The sequence below is a fragment of the Kribbella steppae genome (genome assembly GCF_004342025.1).
In the GTDB taxonomy this organism is placed as follows: domain Bacteria; phylum Actinomycetota; class Actinomycetes; order Propionibacteriales; family Kribbellaceae; genus Kribbella; species Kribbella steppae.
Genome location: NZ_SLWN01000003.1, coordinates 701336 through 718317 on the forward strand (window position 1 = coordinate 701336; position 16982 = coordinate 718317).

Sequence of the window (16982 nt, forward strand, 5' to 3'; positions counted from 1 at the left end):
CCTCAGTCCAGCGTGAAGTAGTCGGGTCCGGGGTAGTGCCCGGTGGCCAGCTTGGTGCGTTGCATCAGCAGGTCGTTCAGCAGACTGGACGCGCCGAAGCGGAACAGCTCCGGGTCCAGCCAATCGGGTCCGGCCGTCTCGTTGACCGTGACCAGGTACTTGATCGCGTCCTTCGCGGTCCGGATGCCACCGGCCGGTTTGACGCCGATGTGCAGGCCGGTGGCCTCGTGGTAGTCGCGGACCGCCTCGAGCATCACCAGCGTGACCGGCAGAGTCGCCGCGGGGGACACCTTGCCGGTTGAAGTCTTGATGAAGTCCGCACCGGCCAGCATCGCCAGCCAGGACGCCCGCCGGACGTTGTCGTAGGTGACCAGCTCACCGGTCTCCAGGATCACCTTCAGGTGCGCGTCGCCGGCCGCCTCGCGGATCGCGGTGATCTCGTCGAAGACCAGCCCGTAGCGGCCGGACAGGAAGGCGCCGCGGTCGATCACCATGTCGACCTCGTCGGCCCCCGAGGCGACCGCGTCCTTGGTGTCCTGGATCTTGATCGCCAGGCTGGAACGCCCACTGGGGAAGGCGGTTGCGACACTCGCCACGTTGATCCCCGAGCCGCGGAGCTCGTGCTTGGCCGTCGCCACCAGGTCCGGGTAGACACAGACCGCGGCCACCTGCGGCGCGGTCGGGTCGGCCGGGTCGGGCCGTTTCGCCTTCGCGCACAGGGCCCGCACCTTGCCGGGGGTGTCCTGCCCTTCCAGTGTGGTCAGGTCGATCATCTGGATCGCCAGATCGAGTGCGTACGCCTTGGCGGTGGTCTTGATCGACCGGGTGCCCAGGGTGGCGGCCCGAGCCTCGGCGCCGACCTGGTCGACGCCCGGCAAGCCGAGCAGGAACCGGCGCAGCCGGTCCTCGGACGAGGTCACGTCGGCCAGTGTGTCGACGCCGCTGTCGAGTGTGGTCACCCACGGCAGTCTAGTGCCGATTCTGACGGCCGGTTACTTTGTGCTGGTGAAGCCGAAGTCGCCGGAGAGCGAGCAGTATTTGTCCACCTCGAACCGGATCACCGGTGTGATCGTGCTCGTGATCGGCGCGGTCGGGCTGCTCGACATCGTGCTGGAGTGGCGGACCGTCAGCGGTCTGCTGGTCGCCTGCATCCTCGGCATCCTGATGGTGCTCGCGTACGTCGGCCTGGTCCGGCCGTCGGTCACGCTCAGCCCCGAGCACGTCGTGCTGCGTAACCACCTCCGCGACCACACCATCCCGTGGAGCAAGGTCACCGGCGTCGACGTCACCGACATCCTGCGCGTGCACACCGCGGACAACCGGTTCCGCGCTCCCGGCGTCCAACTCGTCATGCGTGACCTCAGGAAGCAGCGGGTCGGCGGCCGCAAGCTCTCGCCCGAGAGTTCGATCTCGCGGGCCGACTTCGTGCTCAACCGGGTCGAGACCCACATGGAGCTGTACAGCGAGAAGTCCGGTGGCGAGGTGGTCACCACCTGGGCCCGCCCTGAGTTGGCCGTCATCGGTGTACTGGCGGTGGTCGCCATCCTCGCCGCCCTGTACCGCTGATCGACGCGGGGCCGACGATGCGCTCGCTGTCCCGCCGCACTCTGATCCGCACGGGCGTGGCGGCCGCGGTCACCGGTGTCGCCGGCGTGGTCGCGCTGGAGACCGGCGTCGTCCCGGGTCGCGCCCGGGTGCACGACGTACTCGGGCTGACTGGTCCGGACGGCGTCGTACCCGACGTGCCTGCCGGTCCGGTCGAGTCGGGGACGTTCGAGTCGTTCGGTCGCCGTACGACGGTCGGCTACAGCGTCATCTACCCACACGGCTACGCGCCGACCGCCGAGCTCCCCGTCGTTATGGTGCTGCACGGTCGAGGCGGCGATCACACGTCCGCGATCAACGACCTCGGCATCGACCGCTACCTGACGGCCGCAGTCCAATCGGGTACGCCGCCCTTCGCCTTGGCGACCGTGGACGGCGGGCCGGACAACTACTGGCATCGCCGGGGCGCCGGCGAGGATCCCGGGTTCATGCTCGACCAGGAATTCCTGCCCCTGTTGGCGAATCGCGGCCTGAACACCGAACGGTACGGTCTCCTCGGCTGGTCGATGGGCGGGTACGGCGCCTTGCTGTGGGTGGCGCTGCACTACTGGCAGCGGCGCGTCCGGCCGGCCACCCGGGCGGTCGCGGTGGGTGCGCTCAGCCCGGCGCTGTGGCGTCGCTTCGAGGACACGACGCCCGGTGCGTTCGACGACGCGGGCGACTTCGAGAACAGTCAGGTGTTCGGTCGCCGGAGCGGGTTCCGGGATGTTGCCGTACGCATCGACTGCGGGCGGGACGATCCGTTCGCCGAGGCGGCCGACGAACTGCGGGCGGAGCTGGGTGCCGCGGGTGGTCTGCAGCTCGGTGCGCACACGGCCGGCTACTGGCGGCGCATGCTCCCTGACCACCTGCGATTCCTCGGCGTACAAGTCACCGGCTGAGGGGAACTCGGCCACGATTCGTGGCGTCAGAGCTCCTGTTCAGCCTGGGATGGACCCCTGTTCACTCCAGGATGAGCACGACACGTCCCTATCTCGAGAGTGGAGAACATGCTCAACCTCTCCCGTAACACCCTGCGGGGTCTGGCCGGCGTCGCTGCCGTCGCCGCTCTCGCAGCCGCGGCACTTCCGAACGCGCAGGCCACGCCGACTGCGAACCCGGCCATCCCGGTGCTGCCGCAGCCGGGCGAGACCCCGAACCAGGCGGTCAGCACGCCGCCGGCGGGCGAAGGCCTGACGACCATGGCGTCCTCGCCGACGAACGTCGTCCGCTACAACCGGCTCTACAACACCCCGGCGATCACGCCGTCGAAGTGCAAGGAGGTCAACGTCTCGCTGCGCACGCAGGCGGGCGTGGCGGCCTACTCCACTCAGCTCTGGACCTGCATGTACGCGGCCTGGGCGGTCCCGCTGAAGGCCGCCGGCGCGGCGTACAAGGTGAAGCCGAAGCTGTCCGTGCACAGCGGCACCAAGATCAACACCGGCTGCGGGATCGCCAACAACACCACCGGCTACTACTGCAGCGCGGGCAACGGTGTCATCTACATCCCGGCCGCCTACATCATGAAGACGTGGGGCCAGAACCCGACCTACGCGCGGGCATGGCTGACCCAGATGATGTCGCACGAATACGGTCACCACGTCCAGTACCTGACCGGCATCCTGAACGCGTCGTGGACGCGTCAGCGGGCCTTCAGCACCAACGCCGCGCGGCTCGAGGAGAGCCGTCGCCGTGAGCTGCAGGCCTCCTGCCTGGGCGCGGCCTACATCGGCGCGAACAAGCGGTACTACCCGATGAGCGGCGGTCTCCTGACGCAGTTCAACTACCTGATCAGCCACATGGGCGACCAGCCGGGTGGAGTCCGTGACCACGGCTCGCCGAAGAACCACGCGTTCTGGTCGACTGCCGGCTTCAACGCGAAGCACACCTACACCGTCGCGGGCAACTGCAACACCTTCAACGCGACGTCGACGTACGTCGCCTGACCTGTTCAGCGGTCTAACGTAACTCAGCCGCCTGGTACGCGTTGGCGTACCGGGCGGCTGTTGCGTTTTGCCGACACGTACACGATCTGCGATCGTGTGGTTACTTGTTTCGCCAGGCGCACGCCGTACAGTTCTCCAGCGAGCAGTCTCACGGCAGGAGTAGGACAGTGAACTACGACGAGTTCAACACCGAGTACGCCAAGGTGCTGGACAAGATCAAGAGCGGCAGGTGCAGCTGGTCCGAGCTGTCCGGTCACGTGACCCGGCTGCGCCAGTCGACCGCCGGGATCACCGTGCCGGTGGAGCGGACCCAGGTCGACCACGATCTGGCCGCACTGAGCCAGATGGTCGACATGTCGCGGCGCACCAACGACAAGGAGGACGTCTGGACGGTCACGTCCGACGCGATCCGCAAGGCCAGTAGCCAGGAAGGCACGGTCGCGGACCGGATCGCCCGGATCGAGGCGAGCATCAACGAGATCGCCAACCTCGCGAACCGGAACCCGGACGAGCGGGACGCGCTGATGCAGTCGACCAGCACCCTGCGCATCCTGCACTCGTCGCTGCAGAGCTCGCTCCGCGCCGAAGAGGCCGAAGCCGCAGCCGCCGCCGCCGCACGCTGACTTCCCCCGGGTGCCACCCGCCAGGTGCTCCCGGTTGTCGAACGTCAGCCGCCGATCCCAGAGGTCGAGCGGCTGACGTTTCGCGTTCAGATCCCCAACGCGGCCGACAGCGACTGCTTGACCGCGGCCAGATCCTCGGCCGCCTGACTGCGGGCCGCTGAGACGTCCGAGTCCGCCACCGGGATGACCACCTCGAGGTAGCACTTCAGCTTGGGCTCGGTGCCGGACGGACGCACCACCACCCGAGCGCCCTCGGACAGCGTGTACCGAAGGCCGTCGGTCGGCGGCAGGGTCTTGCTGCCCTCGCTGAGGTCGTCAACCCGCTCGACCGTGTGACTGCCCAGTACCGTGGGGGGAGCGGCCCGCAGCCGCTCCATGGCGGTCGTGATCAGCGACAGATCCTCAACCCTGATTGACAGTTGGTCGGTCGCGTGCAGGCCGTGCTTCATCGCGAGGTCGTCGAGGAGATCGAGCAGTGTGCGCCCCTCGGACTTGGCCCGGGCCGCCATCTGCAGCACTCGCACCAGCGTCGAGACACCGTCCTTGTCCCTCACCGCGTCCGGGTCGACGCAGTACCCGAGCGCCTCCTCATAGCCGAAGACCAGCCCCGGCACGCGGCCGATCCACTTGAAGCCGGTGAGCGTCTCGACGTACCCGACGCCGTACGACGCCGCGATCTTGCCCAGCAGCGACGACGACACGATCGAGCATGCGGCCACCCCGGACGGCCGCGACGCCAGCAGGAACTCGCCGAGCAACCCGCCCAGCTCGTCCCCGCGCAGCATCCGCCAGCCACGTTGCGCCGGATCTTGGGCCGCCGGATCCGGTACGGCGACCGCACACCGATCCGCATCGGGATCGTTCGCCACCGCGATGTCCGCGCCCACCGACCGGGCCAGCTCGAGCGCGGCGTCGATCGCGCCCGGCTCCTCCGGGTTCGGGAACGACACGGTCGGGAAGTCCGGATCGGGGTCCGCCTGCGATGCCACGACGGCCGCTTCGGAGAACCCCGCACGGGCGATCGCGGCCTCGACCAGCGACCGCCCGACGCCGTGCAGCGGCGTGTAGGCCACGGTCAGCGCCCGCGGCGCGTCCTCGGGGACCAGCGCCGCGATCCGGTCCAAGTAGGCGCCCAGGAGCTCCTCACCGGTCGTCTGCCAGTCGTCCCCGCGCGGCACTGTGTCCAGCGGCCCGACGGCGGCGATCGCCGCGGCGATCTCCGCGTCCGCCGGTGGCACGATCTGCGACCCGTCACCCAGGTACACCTTGTAGCCGTTGTCCTGCGGCGGATTGTGCGACGCCGTCACGACCACCCCGGCCACAGCCTTCAGATGCCTGATCCCGAAGGCAACCACCGGCGTCGGAGCTGGCCGATCCAGCAGTACGGCGTCCAGGCCGGCGCCTCGGACCACGGCCGCGGTGTCCCGGGCGAAAACATCGGACTTGTGCCGGGCGTCGTACCCGATCAGGACCGGGCCGCCGGTGAGTCCCTTCGCCTTCAGGTAGGCGCAGAGGCCGGCCGCGGCGCGGATGACCACGATCCGGTTCATCCGGTTCGGTCCGGCGCCGACGGCGCCGCGCAGTCCCGCCGTACCGAACTCGAGAGTCCCGGCGAAGCGGTCGGCCAGCTCGTCGGCGGCACCGATGTCCAGCAACTGGGCCAGCTCGGCGCGCGTGTCGGGGTCGGGGTCCTCGCTCAGCCAGGCTTCGGCGGCGGCGCGCAAGTCATCGTTGACGGTCACTCCGGCACGATATCCGCCGTACGACGACTAATGCCCGGACGACTGGCAGGGGCGCGCGCGGAGGTCGGCGACGTAGTCGTCCGGCGCGCCGGCGGCCTCGGCCGCCTCGGCCAGGATGCCCAGGTAGCGGGCCGAGGGGAGACCGCCCTCGTAGGCGTTCAGGACGTACATCCAGGCCAGTTGCTCGCCGTCCAGCGTCTGCACCCGGACCTGGATCTTGCTGTAGACGTCCTGGTCGATCCACTCCCACTCGTCCAGCCGCTCGACGTCCTTGGGGTGGACGTCGTACAGCGCGACGAAGACCTGGTTGGCCGGGTGCGACGGGTCCTCGACGACGGTGGCCATGGCGCCCTCCCAGCCGAGTTCCTCCCCGCCGAAGGTGAGGCGCCAGCCGATGATCCACCCGGTCCCGCGCAGGGGGGAGTACGGGCACCGCTCAGCCATCAGGTTCGGGTCCAGATTCGACGCAAACGCGGCGTACAGGGTCACGACGAAACAGGATACGGAAGAATGACCTCCCGTGGCGCGAGTTGTGATCATCGGTGGCGGTCCGGGCGGGTACGAAGCGGCCAGTGCGGCCGCCCAATTGGGCGCGGAGGTGACGGTCGTCGATTCCGACGGAATCGGCGGTTCTGCCGTGCTCACCGACTGCGTGCCCAGTAAGACGCTGATAGCGACGGCCGAGGTGATGACGGAGGTCGAGGAGGCCGGTCAGCTCGGCGTCCGGCTCGAGGACGGTGACGACGATCCGGCGAACTCCGTGCGTGTCGATCTCTCCGTCGTCAACCAACGGGTCAAGCGGCTGGCGGCCGCGCAGTCCGACGGGATCACCCGGCGGCTGGAGCGGGACAAGATCCGGATCATCCAGGGCCGCGGCCGGCTGGACGGGCCGGAGACCGTTGTCGTCGGCGACGAACGGCTCGAGGCGGACGTCGTCCTGATCGCCACCGGGGCAAGGCCGCGGATCCTGTCCGGCTCCGAGCCGGACGGGGAGCGGATCCTGACCTGGGAGCAGGTCTACGAGCTGGAGGAGCTGCCGGAGCGGCTGATCGTGGTCGGGTCCGGTGTCACCGGTGCGGAGTTCGCCAGCGCGTACGACGCCCTGGGCACCGACGTGGTCCTGGTGTCGTCGCGGGACCGGGTGCTTCCCGGTGAGGACGCCGACGCGGCCGCCGTCCTGGAGGACGTCTTCAAGCGGCGTGGGCTGACCGTGCTGGGCAAGTCCCGGGCCGAGTCGGTGAAGCGGCACGGCGACGGGGTCGTGGTGACCCTGACCGACGGCCGGACGGTGGAGGGTTCGCACGCGCTGCTGGCGGTCGGATCACTGCCGAACACCGATGACATGGGTCTGGTCGAGTCGGGCGTGTCGCTGGGCGACGGCGGCTTCGTCACGGTCGATCGGGTCAGCCGGACGACGGCCCGCGGGGTCTACGCAGCCGGCGACTGCACTGGCATCCTGATGCTAGCCTCGGTCGCCGCCATGCAGGGCCGGATCGCGATGGCGCACGCCCTCGGCGACGCGGTCACCCCGCTGGACCAGTCGACCGTCTCCGCGAACGTCTTCACCGCCCCGGAGATCGCCACCGTCGGCGTCTCCCAGGCGGTCGTCGACGCCGGCGACACGACGGCGATCGTGGTCAAGGTCCCGCTGTCCGACAACGCCCGGGCCAAGATGCAGGGCGTCCGGGACGGCTTCGTCAAACTCTTCTGCCTCCCGAACACCGGGATCATCGTCGGCGGCGTGGTCGTCGCCCCCCGCGCCAGCGAACTCATCCACCCCATCTCCCTGGCCGTCGGCGCCCGCCTCACCGTCGATCAGATGGCCCAGTCCTTCACTGTCTACCCCTCGGTCTCCGGCTCCATCGCCGAAGCGGCCAGAAGGCTGCACCTCCGCTCATGAAGTTCCTGGTGCTGTGGCAGATGGAGCTGAGCCTGCTGTCTCCCGAGATGGCCCGGGCGGTCGGTGCGATGCCGGAGTACGGCGAACGCCTGCAGCGCGAGGGCAAGGTGCTGGCCCGGTACCACGTGGTCGGATCGCACGGCGGGGCCTGGATCTACGAGGTCGACTCGCACGAGGAGTTCGAACGGCTGCTCGGCCGGGCGCCGGTCTTCAACTTCGCCCGCTACACCGTGCACGCCCTGGCCGAGATGGATTCCGGCCGCCCGGGCGATTGACGCGGCCGCCGCGGCCGAGGGATGGTGACTGCACGGGAGGGGTCCCATGTTCGAGGATCGGAGTGACCTGGCCGTCGACCGTCATCTGGTCGTCAGTCACCGGCTGCGTGCCCGCCGGCTGCAACTCGGCCTGACGCAGAAGCAACTGGTCAGCCGGCTGGCGCGGCGGGGGATCAGAACGACCAACAAGACGTTGTCCAGCTTCGAGCACGGCGCCGGCGTCGACGTGGTTCGGTTGCCCGAACTGGCCGCGGCGCTCGACTGCACCGTCACCTACCTGCTCGGTCTGACCGAGGATCCGGCCCGTTGGGAGCCCGACCACGCGAGTGCGCCGGACGACCGGCCGGTCCCGCGTCCCGCCGTATTGACCTCAACGGGAATCGTGAGTCAGCCGGCCGGTCACGGGATTCTCGGCCCGGACATCCCGGCCCGGCCGCCCCGCCGCTGAGCCATTCGCTCGTTCACCAGGGTCAGGTGGTGCGCCGAATAGTGGCGTAAGGCAACCATCTGGGCCGGGGTCAGCCGGTCGCAGACCCACTCCCAGTGCAGCGACACCCAGTCGCCCGGATCCAACCGCTCGATCAGGCGCACGCCGTCGAAACCACGGATCGCGGTCTCCTGCTGCGGCGGGCCGAGGGCGAGTTGGCTGCCGTCCCACAGCAGTGGTCGCGACTCCACCACGACGTGGTCGGTGGTGTCCGCGATCACCCGGCCCCACCGGATCCGGCACTGGTCGAGCACCCGGAGTGCTTGCGCCGTACGGCGTTCGTCGCCCAGCAGATCCGCCCACGGATACAGGCAGAACACCTGGTAGCTGTGATGGGGCAGACCGCCGCGGGCGTTGCGGGCCCGGTCCAGCAGCCGGTTGCCGATCCAGTAGGCCTCGACCACCTCGCGGTCGAGTGGATCCGCCGTACCGGTGGCCGCGGCGATCAGGCGCAGCTGGGGCCAGGCGCCCTCGAACTGCTTCGCCAGCGCGCGGAATCCGCCGTCGGCCCGGCCCAGAGCGCCGTACTCCAGCAAGGCATCGGCGTCGGCGGGACCGCAGTACCCGAGCCGGTTGGGTGCGAACGCGTACCGGACGAACAGTGCCGGGCCAGTCGTCACAGGTCGGCCCCGAAGAACGCCATCGCGTCGGCAGCGCGCTCCGGTGACATCCGCTCGAGCGCGAAACCGCTGTGGATCAGCACGTATTCACCGGGGACGAACGGCCCGTCGAGCAGGGACAGGTTGATCTCCCGGACGACACCGGCCACCTCGATCCGGCCGAGGTCCGCGCCGTCCGGGCAGTCGACCACCCGACCCGGGATACCGAGGCACATCGGGCTACATGTCCCTGATCCGCAGGTAGCGCCGGATGTCCTCCAGCCCGTAGTAGCCGATCGCCAACAGCACCAGCAGCAGCAATCCCAGCAGCATGAGGCGCATCACGAACTCCTCTCCGTCACCCCCACCGGCCGATCAGCCGGTACGGCGCTCTGTCCGGTGACCAGATCGGTCACCACTTGAACTGCGGTCGCGACCGCGTCCTGGACGGCCGACGACAACCCGATCCCGGCGTCGATGCCGGCCGGCTCGCAACCGACCACCACCACTGGTCCCACCGTGCCACCGAGCCGCGGAACAAGCGAGAGCACAGCGTCCGGTGCGAGGTCGTGGGCGTCCATGCTGACCTCCGGCCCGGGCTCGGCGCCCGGCTCGGCCTCGATCACGTACACCGTCCCCGGCGATCCACCCCGCTGGACCGCGTCGACCAGCACGACCAGTTCGTAGGGCTCGAGCAGTTGGTAGGCGAGGTGGATGCCCCGGATCCCGAAGTCGCGCACCTCGACGCCGTCCGGCAGGCTCCGCTTGGCGAGCTCCTCGACGACCGCGACGCCGAACGCGTCGTCACCGCAGAACAGGTTGCCCAGCCCGGCCACGAGAATGGTCATTCCGCACCGACCAGTGGCTCGAGTTCGTCCGGGCTGAAGTAGAGGTACCGGCCGTGCGACCGCTGGACCTCGCCTTCCGCACCGTCCAGTGCGACCGCGACATGGGTCTGGCCGTCGACATCGGACAGTACGGCGACCACGGTGCCGAGCCGGCCGGTGAGGAACATGTCCTGCGCGTCGGCGCGCCGGATGCCGGGCCGCAGCCGGACCCGGGCACCGTTGCCGACGGCGACGGCACCGATCATCACGGTGTCGGTCTCCGGTGACACCGTGGAGTCGTTGCCGGGGTCCCACCACGGGGTGTCGGCCGGCGTCGGCTCGGGCTCGGTGACCTTGCGCAGGTACCGGACCGTGCCGTGCAGCCGGTCGAGGAACTCCTGCGGCATCGTGTCGACCCGGGCCAGCAGCTCCGCCGCCCGCGGGTCGGTGCCGCGGACCTCGCGCTTCTCGTCGTCGGTCAGGGTCATCGTGCGCAGGCTGAGGATCTCGTCGATCTCGGTGGCGTCGAACAGGTCGCCCTGACTCTCCGGTGCGATCCGCGGGTGGTCGTACAGGATGATCGGCGACGACAGCAGCACGTCGTCGGCCAGCACCGGGTAGACGCCGAGGTTCTCGCAGCCGGCGGCGTACGCGCTGGCCCACTCGGGCGGCTCCAGCAACGAGAGGAAGCGGCAGCCGTCCGCCGCGACCAGGATGTGGTGGGCGATCAGGGCCTGCCGTAACGCCCCGACGCGTTCCGAGCTGCTGTCCGGCGTGGTGTTCTCGACCCGGATCCGTAGTCGCGTCACGCCGTACGGGCCGTGCAGCGGTTTGATGCTCAGAGCAACGACTCCGGTGACCGGCAGCCGGGTCCGGCGGAGGAAGCCGGCGGTCCCGATCGCCTCGATCTCGGTGCCACCGGCGATCCGGAACGGAAACTCGCGCGGCAGTCTGCGCAGGTCGACGGTGAGGTCGACGGTCCGCACCACGGCCTCGTCCCACGGCAGGTACGTCGCGTCGTCGGTCTGCAGCGATGCGACCTCGACCTCATCGGCGTCCAGGACCGTACGACGCTGTGCCTGCAGGAACCGGACGCGAACGATCAGCCCGGCCTGCTCGCCGTCGAGCAGACACTCGGTCTGCGACCAGCCCCGCTCGGACCCATCCACCGCGCAGTAGTCGGGCGGCATCAGCACGCCGAACTGCCAGCGCACCCGGTTCTTGCCGTCCGACGCGCGATAGGGGTAGAGCACGTATCCCTCGAACAGCAGCGCGTCCGCGACCTGCTGGACCGCGTCGAACCTGTTCATTCCAACTGCTCCTTGAGCAGCCGCTCGATCGCGTCGTCCCATCCAGGCAACGCTTCCTTGGTCCGATAGCGATAGAGCCGGTCGAACGTGTCCTGCCGCAGCCGCAGCCACGCGGCACCCGGGAAGTGCTGGTCCATCGCCTCCCGCCACACCGGCACCGGCAGCGCGTACGTCGTCTCCTTCTGCCAGGCGACCGGGGTCACCGACAGCGTGCCGGGACTACCGGTGAAGATCGTCCCGTTGAACAGCAGGAGCAGGGGTACGCCGCCCTCGCGCAGCGCGTACAGGTACTTGTGGGCCGCGACATCGAAGTCGTAGCTACACGGCAGGTGCAGATCCACCTCGGTCGATTCGGAGAACCCTGGCACCATCTGGGTCACGAACGCCAGTTGCAGCGGCTTCAACGTCTCGCCCCAGCGAGTCCGGTCGCCGAACAGGTCCGCGAGCCCCTCGGCTTCCTCGTCGTCGTAGCGTCGCCGGATCGGTTCGATCCTGATCTGGCACCGCAACGCCAGTGCGTGCACCGGCGTTGCGGTGGTTTCCTCGATCCGAAGGTGCAGGCGGATCGAGGGGATCGCGGCGTACCGGTCGGCCTCCGCACCCGTGCAGGTGAAGTCCAGGTCAACCACGGCAGCGCTCCCGGACACCGGTGAAGAAGTCGTCGATACGCCGCCAGACTTCCTCACCACCCGCGAAACCCTCCCAGTACTGGCGCACGATGCCGACCAACTCGTAACAGGCATCGATCGGGACCAGATAGCACTCGAACCCGTCGTCGACCCGGCGCAGCAGCACCGCCTCGACATCCGGGGTCAGCTCCTGCAGCAGGCGATCACCCGCGACCACGCTGTTCCAGTCGGCCAGGTCGAGCAACGACTCGGTGGCACCACCAGGGCTTGGGTAGAAGGCGACGTACCGGGCCTGGTCGGACTGGTAGAAGAGGAAGGCCAGGCTGACCGGAATGCCCATGGCGTCCCACTCCGCCGCGGACAAGGTGAAACCCGCGTTGAACCGATAGTTCTCCGGTACGGCGCGGTAGTGTCCGTGCGACGCGCCACCGTCGGTGAACAGCAGATAGCAGGACCGGCACGTGCAGAGCAGCCGGTGACCCTGTACGTCGGCCAGGTGCGAGTGCTGCGGACCGATCGGTACGGCGCACATCTCGCACTGCTCACCTGGTGCGGCCTGCTCGCGGACACCGCCGGTGAACTCACGCAGCACCGCGACCGGATCGACGGCCGGCCGCTGCCCGCCGACGGAGGAGGCCGTACCACTCTTCTGCCGTGCCAGAGCTCGCAGCGTCGGCGAAGGTCTCACGCCGGCTGCACCCCCGGGATGGCGACCTTCCACCCGGACCCCTCCGGTAACAGCGGAAGTGCCTCGAGTGGCGGTGCCCCTTCCGGCGCCAGCGCGCGCCCGGCCAGCCGGACGTCGTACGCCGCTGTGCAGCGTGGGCAAGTGAGTCGGTCACTGTCCAGCACACCGTGGTGCAGGGCCGACGAGCAGACCGGACAGTTGTTGCGATAGGCAAAGAGCGTTCCGGCCAGGTTGGCGACCAGCACGTCGAGGCCGCCGATAGTTAGGTGCTGGACCTGGCCTGGAGGGGTGACCAGGTCCAGCTGGTGCCAGCCATCCCGGTGGGTGCGGAACGGCTGGATGGTCAACAGGGTCTGCTGTGTCTCGACCATGCCGGCGACATCGACCGCGACAGCCTCAGGGGCGGCGTCGAGGACGGCGTTCTCGACCGTGAGCCGAACGGTCGCGGTCGAGCCGGGACATCCGTCGCAGCTGCCCTGCAGACGCAGGTGTACGACGCCGTCGTCGTCGAGGCCGAGGTAGTCGATGCCACCGGCATGGGAGCCCAGGTACGGCCGGACCGAGTCGAGGGCGTGCTGGATCCGGGTCGCGACATCGTCCGGGTGCAGGTCGTGCAGCAGGAGCAGACCGGCGACCACGTCGTCGTCGACCAACTGCTGGACCTGCTCCTGGCTCAGCAGGCTCAGCAGTTGACCGAGGGCGGCGCCGTGCAGTGACAGCACCGCACGGACGAGCTCCTCGACCTTGAGAGTGATCTCGGGCTCGGCCCGTCGCTGGACCTCGTCCAGCAGGACGTCGATCCGTTCGCTCACCGCCTGGATATCGTGCCGGTCCATGTCAGTAGGGCTTGACCGCGATCGAGGGTGAGTGCAGGTGGGTCTTCTCCCGCCCGTTGCCGACGAACATGTGCACGCCGCACGGCAGGCACGGGTCGAAACTGCGGACCGCTCGCATGATGTCGATGCCCTTGAACCGGTCCGGTGGGTTCTCCTCGAAGATCGGCGTGTTCTGGACCGCGTCCTCGTACGGCCCCGGGGTCCCGTAGGTGTCCCGGACGCTGCCGTTCCACGGGGTCGGCGGGTACGGGTGGTAGTTCGCGATCTTGCCGTCGCGGATCACCATGTGGTGCGAGAGCACGCCCCGGACCGCCTCGGTGAAGCCGCAGGAGATCGCCTCGTCCGGCACCTTGAACGGGGTCCAGGTCTCGGTCTCGCCGGCCCGGACCTCGGCCATCGCCTTCTCGCAGAAGTGCAGGGCCAGTGCGGCCGCGTAGGCCTGGAAGTAGGTCCGGGCCCGGTTCCGCTCGATCGCGTTGCTCCAGCGCGGGATCTTCCACTCGTACTCGGTGGCCGGCTTGAGCGCGGTCCTGGGCAGCTGGATCTTCACGCTGTGTCCGGTGGCCTGCACGTTGCCCGTGTTCACCAGACCGGACAGCGCCGTCGACCAGAGCCGGGCGATCGGGCCGCCGCCGGTGTCCAGGGCGAGGTGGTCGGTGCCGTCGAACCAGCGCGGCGACATGGTCCAGCTGTAGGCGTTGGAGAAGTCGCGCTTCTGCGGTTTGGGCAGGGTGTGCTGGTTCCACGGGTGCCGGACGTCGATCGGGTTGCCGAGCGGGTCGATGTCGACGAACTTCTCGTGACCGCCGCCGACCCAGTCGTCGTAGTACGAGCTGCCGAGCAGGATGCGCAGGCCGAGGTTGATGTCGACCAGGCTGTTGGTGACCAGTTGGCCGTCCACCACCACGCCCGGGGTGACGAACATCCGCCGGCCCCAGTCGGCCATCGTCTGGTACCGGAAGTCGCAGATCGCCGGGTCGTTCAGGCTGCCCCAGCAACCGAGCAGGATGCGCCGCTCGCCGACGTGCTCGTACCCGGGCAGCGCCTCGTAGAAGAAGTCGAACAGGTCGTCGTGCAGCGGTACGACCTTCTTCATGAACTCGATGTAGCGCATCAGCCGGGTCAGGTAGTCGGTGAAGAGCTGGATGGTGGCGACCGTGCCGACACCGCCGGGGTAGAGCGTCGACGGGTGCACGTGCCGGCCCTCCATCAGGCAGAACATCTCCCGGGTGTAGCGGCTGACGTGCAGCGCCTCCCGGTAGAAGTCGCCCTCCAGCGGGTTCAGCGAGCGCATGATGTCGCCGATGGTCCGGTAGCCGTGGTCACCGGCGTGCGGTGCCTCGGTCCGGTTCGCCAGTTCGAGCACGCCCGGGTTGGTCTCCTTGACCATCCGCTCGCAGTAGTCCACCCCGACCAGGTTCTCCTGGAAGATGTTGTGGTCGAACATGTACTCCGCGGCCTCGCCCAGGTTGATGATCCACTCACCCAGAGGCGGCGGCGCGACGCCGTACGCCATGTTCTGGGCGTAGACCGAACAGGTGGCGTGGTTGTCACCGCAGATGCCGCAGATCCGGCTGGTGATGAAGTGCGCGTCGCGCGGGTCCTTGCCCTTCATGAAGATGCTGTAGCCGCGGAAGATCGACGAGGTGCTGTGGCACTCCTGGACGGTCTTCTGCTTGAAGTCGACGTTGGCGTAGATGCCCAGGCTGCCGACGATCCGGGTGATCGGGTCCCACGCCATCTCGACGACGTCGGAGCTCTTCGACTCACTCGCGGCCGGGGTGATCTTGGGGTCGGTGGTGGTCATGGCCTACCACACCTTCTCGTAGCCGGTGGCGAGGTCGGAGCCCTTGCGCCGCCACTTGGGTTCCTTGTTGCTCGTGTTCTGGGTGATCTTGCGCAGCCGCCGGATCACGGTGCCGTAGACCATGCTCGCGGTGGTGGAGATCTTGCTGCCCGGCGGTTCGTCCATGAACGGCATGAACTTGTCCGGGAAGCCGGGCATCGTGCAGGCGATACAGATCCCGCCCACGTTCGGGCAGCCGCCGACGCCGTTGATCCACCCGCGTTTGGGCACGTTGCAGTTCACCACCGGGCCCCAGCAGCCCAGTTTCACCAGGCACTTGGGCGAGCCGTACTCCTTGGCGAAGTCACCCTGCTCGTAGTAGCCGGCCCGGTCGCAGCCCTCGTGCACCGTCCGGCCGAACAGCCATTGCGGTCGCAGTTCGGCGTCGAGCGGGATCATCGGGGCCTGGCCGGCCACCTGGTACAGCAGGTAGACGAGGGTCTCGGACAGGTTGTCGGGGTGGATCGGGCAGCCCGGTACGCAGACGATCGGCAGGCCGGCCTTGGACTTCCAGCTCCAGCCGAGGTAGTCCGGTACACCCATCGCGCCGGTCGGGTTGCCGGCCATCGCGTGGATCCCGCCGTACGTCGCACAGGTGCCGACGGCAACGACTGCGGTCGCTTTCGGGGCCAGTCGGTCCAGCCACTCCGAGGTCTTCATCGGCTGGCCGGTGGCCGGGTTGTTGCCGAACGCGGCCCAGTAGCCCTCGGTCTTGATCGCCTCGTTCGGGATCGAGCCCTCGACCACCAGCACGAACGGCTCGAGTTCACCGCGGTCGGCCTTGTGCCACCACTCGATGAAGTTGTCGGCGCCGGTCTCCGGGCCGCACTCGAAGTCGATCAGCGGCCAGTGCACCGCGATCCGCGGCAGCCCCGGCAACGCGCCCAGGACGATCTCCTCGATACTGGGTTGGGTGGCCGCGGTGAGGGCGACCGAATCGCCGTCGCAGCTCAGTCCGCCGTTCATCCAGAGGATGTGCACCACACCCTCGTCGGTCTCCTGCTGCGCCTGGTCCGGCTCCAGTGTCGTGGACACGACCCGCCTCCCTCGGACAGAGCGACCTCCGGATCTTTCGACCGTACTTCTGCCCAACCGGTCTCCGACAGACACTTGTGTCAGGTATTTATGGCGGTGTCCGGAATTCCCGGAATCGCGGATTCCAGGACAATTTGGCGCGGCTTTTCCACGGCTTTGCACCGGTAATCTTGGCCAATGGATGATCCCGGCCGCGAGGTGTTCGTCTCACCCGTGGTCGTCGTTTCGCAGGCCTTCCCGGCCCGGCCCGGGTCGTTGCCGGACGCCGAGCAGTTCGTTCGCGAGGCGCTCGAACCGGTCACCCTCGAGGCGGAGGAGAACCAGGCCCTCTACAACGCGATCACCGCCGCGCTGCTGGCCGCCGCGGGACCGAAGGACGGCGTGTTCGACGTGACCGTGCGGATCTTCCCGGACGGCGTGGAGGTCGAAGTGCTGCACGGTGCCGGCATACGCCGGGTGCAGCCCGCGGCGGAGCCGTTCGCCGACTGGCTCAACGGTGTCCTGCGCGGCCAGGGGCTGTCCCAGCAGGCCGCCGCGCAGCGGATCGGGGTGTCGGTCCGGACCATCAGCCGATGGTTGCGTGGCGACACCGAGCCACGGCTGCGCGACCTGCGCCGGGTGCACGAGATCTTCGGCCCCTGATCTCTGGTGTGGG

At 68.8% G+C, this 16982-nt stretch carries 21 protein-coding genes; 8 read left to right on the forward strand and 13 right to left on the reverse strand.

What is annotated here, in order from left to right:
- Positions 1–2 precede the first annotated feature (2 nt).
- A complete protein-coding gene (gene deoC, locus EV652_RS11945) occupies positions 3–959 on the reverse strand; it encodes a deoxyribose-phosphate aldolase (protein WP_132209106.1) in 957 nt (318 codons plus the stop codon).
- A gap of 46 nt (positions 960–1005) precedes the next feature.
- Here deoC and EV652_RS11950 point away from each other — a divergent pair, with 46 nt between their 5' ends.
- The 4 genes from EV652_RS11950 to EV652_RS11965 all read left to right on the forward strand — a co-directional run bounded on the left by EV652_RS11950 (position 1006) and on the right by EV652_RS11965 (position 4153).
- A complete protein-coding gene (locus EV652_RS11950; RefSeq protein ID WP_242001702.1) occupies positions 1006–1566 on the forward strand; it encodes a PH domain-containing protein in 561 nt (186 codons plus the stop codon).
- A gap of 17 nt (positions 1567–1583) precedes the next feature.
- Positions 1584–2486 carry an alpha/beta hydrolase gene (locus EV652_RS11955; RefSeq protein WP_132209107.1) on the forward strand — a complete coding sequence of 301 codons (903 nt, stop codon included), beginning with the start codon at positions 1584–1586 and terminating at the stop codon, positions 2484–2486.
- 108 nt (positions 2487–2594) lie between these two features.
- Positions 2595–3530, forward strand: a complete 936-nt coding sequence (locus EV652_RS11960) for a neutral zinc metallopeptidase (protein ID WP_132209108.1) — start codon at positions 2595–2597, stop codon at positions 3528–3530.
- Between the two features lie 167 nt (positions 3531–3697).
- Positions 3698–4153, forward strand: a complete 456-nt coding sequence (locus EV652_RS11965; RefSeq protein ID WP_132209109.1) for a hypothetical protein — start codon at positions 3698–3700, stop codon at positions 4151–4153.
- A gap of 86 nt (positions 4154–4239) precedes the next feature.
- Here the strand turns inward: EV652_RS11965 and EV652_RS11970 are convergent, their stop codons facing one another.
- Positions 4240–5895 (reverse strand): phospho-sugar mutase, encoded by a 1656-nt coding sequence (locus tag EV652_RS11970; protein ID WP_132209110.1) that lies wholly within the window; start codon positions 5893–5895, stop codon positions 4240–4242.
- Positions 5896–5922: 27 nt separating this feature from the next.
- Positions 5923–6384 carry a gamma-glutamylcyclotransferase gene (locus EV652_RS11975; RefSeq protein ID WP_132209111.1) on the reverse strand — a complete coding sequence of 154 codons (462 nt, stop codon included), beginning with the start codon at positions 6382–6384 and terminating at the stop codon, positions 5923–5925.
- Positions 6385–6415: 31 nt separating this feature from the next.
- Here EV652_RS11975 and EV652_RS11980 point away from each other — a divergent pair, with 31 nt between their 5' ends.
- Genes EV652_RS11980 through EV652_RS11990 form a run of 3 tightly spaced genes read left to right on the forward strand, consistent with a single transcriptional unit; the run spans position 6416 to position 8518 of the window.
- The gene (locus EV652_RS11980; protein ID WP_132209112.1) at positions 6416–7795 is read left to right on the forward strand and encodes an NAD(P)H-quinone dehydrogenase; all 1380 of its coding nucleotides are present in this window, start codon (positions 6416–6418) and stop codon (positions 7793–7795) included.
- On the forward strand, positions 7792–8070 hold the full coding sequence (locus EV652_RS11985; protein WP_132209113.1) for a muconolactone Delta-isomerase family protein: 279 nt from the start codon (positions 7792–7794) through the stop codon (positions 8068–8070). Before EV652_RS11980 ends, EV652_RS11985 begins: the two co-directional genes overlap by 4 nt.
- Positions 8071–8116: 46 nt before the next feature.
- Positions 8117–8518 (forward strand): helix-turn-helix domain-containing protein, encoded by a 402-nt coding sequence (locus tag EV652_RS11990; protein ID WP_132209114.1) that lies wholly within the window; start codon positions 8117–8119, stop codon positions 8516–8518.
- Here the strand turns inward: EV652_RS11990 and EV652_RS11995 are convergent.
- From EV652_RS11995 to EV652_RS12035, 10 genes are read right to left on the reverse strand one after another with little or no spacing between them, the layout of a single operon-like run.
- On the reverse strand, positions 8470–9177 hold the full coding sequence (locus EV652_RS11995) for a DUF6390 family protein (RefSeq protein WP_132209115.1): 708 nt from the start codon (positions 9175–9177) through the stop codon (positions 8470–8472). The genes EV652_RS11990 and EV652_RS11995 overlap by 49 nt on opposite strands.
- Positions 9174–9392, reverse strand: coding sequence for a HypC/HybG/HupF family hydrogenase formation chaperone (locus EV652_RS12000; protein ID WP_132209116.1), 219 nt, complete (start codon positions 9390–9392; stop codon positions 9174–9176). Before EV652_RS12000 ends, EV652_RS11995 begins: the two co-directional genes overlap by 4 nt.
- 4 nt (positions 9393–9396) lie before the next feature.
- Positions 9397–9498 (reverse strand): DUF6893 family small protein, encoded by a 102-nt coding sequence (locus EV652_RS46375; RefSeq protein ID WP_439649052.1) that lies wholly within the window; start codon positions 9496–9498, stop codon positions 9397–9399.
- On the reverse strand, positions 9498–10004 hold the full coding sequence (locus EV652_RS12005; RefSeq protein WP_132209117.1) for a hydrogenase maturation protease: 507 nt from the start codon (positions 10002–10004) through the stop codon (positions 9498–9500). Before EV652_RS12005 ends, EV652_RS46375 begins: the two co-directional genes overlap by 1 nt.
- The gene (locus EV652_RS12010) at positions 10001–11293 is read right to left on the reverse strand and encodes a hypothetical protein (RefSeq protein ID WP_132209118.1); all 1293 of its coding nucleotides are present in this window, start codon (positions 11291–11293) and stop codon (positions 10001–10003) included. The genes EV652_RS12005 and EV652_RS12010 overlap by 4 nt, the downstream gene beginning before the upstream one ends.
- A complete protein-coding gene (locus EV652_RS12015; protein ID WP_132209119.1) occupies positions 11290–11922 on the reverse strand; it encodes a DUF6084 family protein in 633 nt (210 codons plus the stop codon). Before EV652_RS12015 ends, EV652_RS12010 begins: the two co-directional genes overlap by 4 nt.
- Positions 11915–12610, reverse strand: coding sequence for a DUF5947 family protein (locus tag EV652_RS12020; protein WP_199238125.1), 696 nt, complete (start codon positions 12608–12610; stop codon positions 11915–11917). Before EV652_RS12020 ends, EV652_RS12015 begins: the two co-directional genes overlap by 8 nt.
- Positions 12607–13446, reverse strand: a complete 840-nt coding sequence (locus EV652_RS12025) for a NifU family protein (protein ID WP_132209120.1) — start codon at positions 13444–13446, stop codon at positions 12607–12609. The genes EV652_RS12020 and EV652_RS12025 overlap by 4 nt, the downstream gene beginning before the upstream one ends.
- A gap of 1 nt (position 13447) precedes the next feature.
- Positions 13448–15253, reverse strand: a complete 1806-nt coding sequence (locus tag EV652_RS12030; RefSeq protein WP_132209121.1) for a nickel-dependent hydrogenase large subunit — start codon at positions 15251–15253, stop codon at positions 13448–13450.
- 3 nt (positions 15254–15256) lie between these two features.
- A complete protein-coding gene (locus tag EV652_RS12035) occupies positions 15257–16327 on the reverse strand; it encodes an NADH-quinone oxidoreductase subunit B family protein (protein ID WP_199238126.1) in 1071 nt (356 codons plus the stop codon).
- Positions 16328–16504: 177 nt separating this feature from the next.
- Here EV652_RS12035 and EV652_RS12040 point away from each other — a divergent pair, with 177 nt between their 5' ends.
- Positions 16505–16969 carry a helix-turn-helix domain-containing protein gene (locus EV652_RS12040; RefSeq protein WP_132209122.1) on the forward strand — a complete coding sequence of 155 codons (465 nt, stop codon included), beginning with the start codon at positions 16505–16507 and terminating at the stop codon, positions 16967–16969.
- The last annotated feature ends 13 nt before the right edge of the window (positions 16970–16982 follow it).